The organism is Streptomyces sp. NPDC057543, assembly GCF_042801895.1.
Taxonomy (GTDB): domain Bacteria; phylum Actinomycetota; class Actinomycetes; order Streptomycetales; family Streptomycetaceae; genus Streptomyces.
This window is the reverse complement of the sequence record NZ_JBHVFF010000503.1, coordinates 1-3232: the sequence shown is the minus strand read 5'-3', so window position 1 is coordinate 3232 and position 3232 is coordinate 1. Positions and strand designations below refer to the sequence as shown.

3 protein-coding genes and 1 pseudogene are annotated in these 3232 nt (G+C 63.5%); 3 read left to right on the top strand and 1 reads right to left on the bottom strand.

All coding sequences use genetic code 11. The features are described from left to right. Positions 1-46: 46 nt before the first annotated feature. A complete protein-coding gene (locus ACFU8Q_RS40505) occupies positions 47-370 on the bottom strand; it encodes a hypothetical protein (RefSeq protein ID WP_384464931.1) in 324 nt (107 codons plus the stop codon). Positions 371-594: 224 nt separating this feature from the next. Here ACFU8Q_RS40505 and ACFU8Q_RS40500 point away from each other — a divergent pair, with 224 nt between their 5' ends. The 3 genes and pseudogenes from ACFU8Q_RS40500 to ACFU8Q_RS40490 all read left to right on the top strand — a co-directional run bounded on the left by ACFU8Q_RS40500 (position 595) and on the right by ACFU8Q_RS40490 (position 3096). Beyond that, entirely contained in the window at positions 595-1419 is an 825-nt protein-coding gene (locus tag ACFU8Q_RS40500; RefSeq protein WP_384464928.1) for a histone protein, read from the top strand. Positions 1420-1425: 6 nt separating this feature from the next. After that, positions 1426-2367: an SRPBCC family protein gene (locus ACFU8Q_RS40495; RefSeq protein ID WP_384464925.1), complete on the top strand. Its 942-nt coding sequence runs from the start codon at positions 1426-1428 to the stop codon at positions 2365-2367. Between the two features lie 216 nt (positions 2368-2583). Beyond that, positions 2584-3096 (top strand): annotated as a pseudogene (locus ACFU8Q_RS40490) (Rieske 2Fe-2S domain-containing protein). Positions 3097-3232: the final 136 nt, after the last annotated feature.

The following is a 3232-nucleotide window of genomic DNA, read 5'->3' as shown; positions in this document are numbered from 1 at the left end:
GAGGACACCAGGGGCATAGCCGTGAAATAAGGATAGCTCGCAATCCCTATTCGGCATCGAGCGGCGAGGCGGACTCCAGGGCTTCGGAGCCGGAGCAGCCCAGAACTGGAACTGGCTCTTCGTAACGATCAAGCGAATTCTCGCACCCGTCGGCGTTCAGAAGCAACGGGCAGCCAGTGGTTCCGCCGACCTTCGCCTTGAGGATCAAGGTGCCTCCGACGGACGCTGCGGTGGCCAGCGCATTCGCGGTCTTGGCCCCGACGCTTCCAGCCGCGTCGGCGACTGATTCCTCTGACGCTTCTTCCGCTGCCAGCCAGACGTGCGTTCTCAGAACGGTGGCAGCGACCCATATGGCGGGCTGTACAGACACGAAACCCCCGTGGCTCTACGGCACGTGCCGTGCGCGGTCCAGACAGCCCGCCACACGGCCGGTCAGGCCCTTTTGCATCGTGTCAAAGCGGGCCTGTGGGCCCGCTCGGGATGCGTAGACCAGGACACCGATCACTCTGGAGATATGGCAGAGCTATGCCGCTGAGTGGTGGCCTCCTGCGCATACGCCGATCGGCTGCCCGCCCATGAAAAGGTGACGTACCCATGAATAACGGAAACAAAATCTTGCTTGCTGCCGCCTTGGCCGGCGGCTATGTGCTGGGCCGCACGAAGAAAGGCCGGTTCGCTCTCACCGTGGCGTCCTATATCGCCGGACGTCAATTCGGACTTGAGCCGCGACAGCTCGTGACTCAAGGGATGCGCAAGCTCGGGGAGATCCCCCAGGTCGCGGATCTGGGTGAGCAGCTGCGCGGGGAGGCCGTGGATGCGGGTCGGGAAGCCGTCACCGCCGCTTTTAACCGTGGCCTGACGACGCTCGCCGATTCGCTTCATGAGCGAACAGCCCAGCTCGAAAGTGGTGGGGAAGAACCGGAAGAGGAGGAGGAAGGCGAGGACGAGTACGCGCAGGGCGAGGAGCCGGAAGGGGAATACGAGGAGGAAGAGGAGCCCGAAGAGGAGTACGAGGAGGAACCCGCGGAGGAAGAGGAGCCCGAAGAGGAACCCGCGGAGGAAGAAGGCGAGGAAGGGGAGCCGGAGGAAGAGCCCGAAGAGCGGCCCCGCCGTCGCACCCCCCGAGCTGCTAAGAAGCCTGCGCCAAGGAGGCATGAGCCGGTCAAGTCGGCCGCTGGCCGACGTGAAGCGGCAAAGCGGGAAGCCCCTGCCAAGAGAGGTGGGAAAAAGTCGGTAGCCTCCGGCAGGACTGCTGCGAAGAAATCAGCGCCCGCCAAGAAAGCCGCAGCCAAGTCTTCTCCTGCCAAGAAGGCGCCTGTGAAGAAGACAGCTGCAGGGAAGAAGGCTGCTCCTGCTGAGAAGAAGACTGCCAGGAAGAGTACGAAGAAGGCATCATCACGCGTCGAGCGCCGGAGGTAACGGGTCATGTCAAAAACGGAACAGGACAACGCGGGCTCGGGACTCGATCGACTGCGTGAAGAACTTGGGGGCTATCTGACGGCTCGGGTGGGCGATCTGGCCGAAAAGGCCGGCGACAAGCTCATCGATGCAACGGAACAGCTCACCGACGTCGCCAAGAACGGCGGATCGCTGTCCAAGATCGGAGCCAACCTGCTCGGGGGTGATTCCCCTCTCAAGGCCGTGCTGTCCGGGGCGGCGGGGAGCGTCAAGGACAAGGTCGTAGGGAAGGTCAAGGAAGTCTTCGGTGGCGGAAAGGGGCGCAAGTCGGGAGATAAGAAGGTCACCAACATCATCGAGGTCATCGATGTCGGAGTGCCGTTGCGTACGGCCTACGACCACTGGACGCAGTACGAGAAGTTCAGCAGCTTCACCAAGGGCGTACGGGATGTTTCTCGGACCGATGAGACGTCCAGTAACTGGAAGGCCAAGGTCGGTCCTTCGACCCGGGGTTGGAAAGCGACCGTTCAGGAGCAGGTACCGGACGAACGTATCGTCTGGACGTCCGAGGGGGCCAAAGGATCGACTCGTGGTGCGGTCAGTTTCCATGAACTGACGCCTGGGCTGACTCGCATTGTTCTGGTCGTTGAATACTACGCATCAGGGCTCTTCGAGAAGACCGGCAATCTGTGGCGCGCTCAGGGGCGCCGACTTCGGCTGGACCTCAAACACTTCCAACGCCATGTCACCCTCACCGACGAAGAGCCCGAGGGCTGGCGGGGCGAAATCCGCGACGGCGAGGTCGTACAGACCCACGAAGAGGCTCTTGAGGAAGAAGAAGCCGAGACCTACGACGCGGAGGACGAGGAGGAAGACGAAGAGGAGGAGGGCGGCGCGGAGGACGAGGAGGAAGACGAGGAGGAGGGCGACGCCGAGGGCGAGGAGGAAGACGTTGAAGACGAGGCGTGAGTTGAGGCGCGACAAGCCCCACAGGCATGCCGATGTCGTACCCGAAACTCCTACAGCCACCAGAGTGGAGCGGAATCGCCACCGGTTTGAGAATCGTCCGCACATAGCAAACCGCTCATCATGCGGCTTTCAGCGCGGTATACGAAACTCGCGGTTCTCGCTCCGAGCCGCAGCACGGTGAAAGACTCCGACGCTCCCACCGAGGACCTCTTCCTGATGTGCCTCGACGCGTTGGGCCGCATGGAGAAGCTTGATGTGGTGATCCGCCCCGTGCAACGTATGGTGCGCGGGTTGCCCTGGGGGCTACCGCGATGTGCTGCATGGTCTGCCGATCGGCCATCCCCTGCACCCCGCGCTGGTGCAGATTCCGATGGGCGCGTGGCTGTCCGCCGCGGTACTGGATGTAGTGCCCGGCCCGGTGGGTAGAGTGGGGGACTTCCCGGTCGGTGAGGCCGTACGGCGGGAGTTGGGCGAGGTGCCTCTGCTGGTGTTCCAACAGCCGCGCGGCAGCATTCATGTTCTCGCGGAGCGGTGCAGCCACCTCTCGGGGCCTCTGTCCGGAGGCAAGATCGCCGACGGCTGTGTGGAGTGCCCCTGGCACGGCAGCGTCTTCCGACTGTCCGACGGCGCAAACGTACGTGGGCCGCGGCCACCGCACCACAGCCGTCCTTCCAGGTGAGGGTGGACGGCCACGGTCTCGTCCACGTAAAGCTGCCCAGAACTGGCTGAACCATGCAATGCCGTATCAGCGGGTACGCCTAGGTGATGGTTCGGTCATGGCTTGTCCCGCTTCTCGCTGCGGGGGCTGGGATCTGCCCGTTTGGTGCGTGAGGTGCGGCGGGGAGCCGAAGGACGACTCTCCTCG

Bases quoted from the DNA above. Each gene is read 5' to 3' on its own strand.
- ACFU8Q_RS40495 (WP_384464925.1), top strand. From the start codon at position 1,426: ATGTCAAAAACGGAACAGGACAACGCGGGCTCGGGACTCGATCGACTG.
- ACFU8Q_RS40500 (WP_384464928.1), top strand. From the start codon at position 595: ATGAATAACGGAAACAAAATCTTGCTTGCTGCCGCCTTGGCCGGCGGC.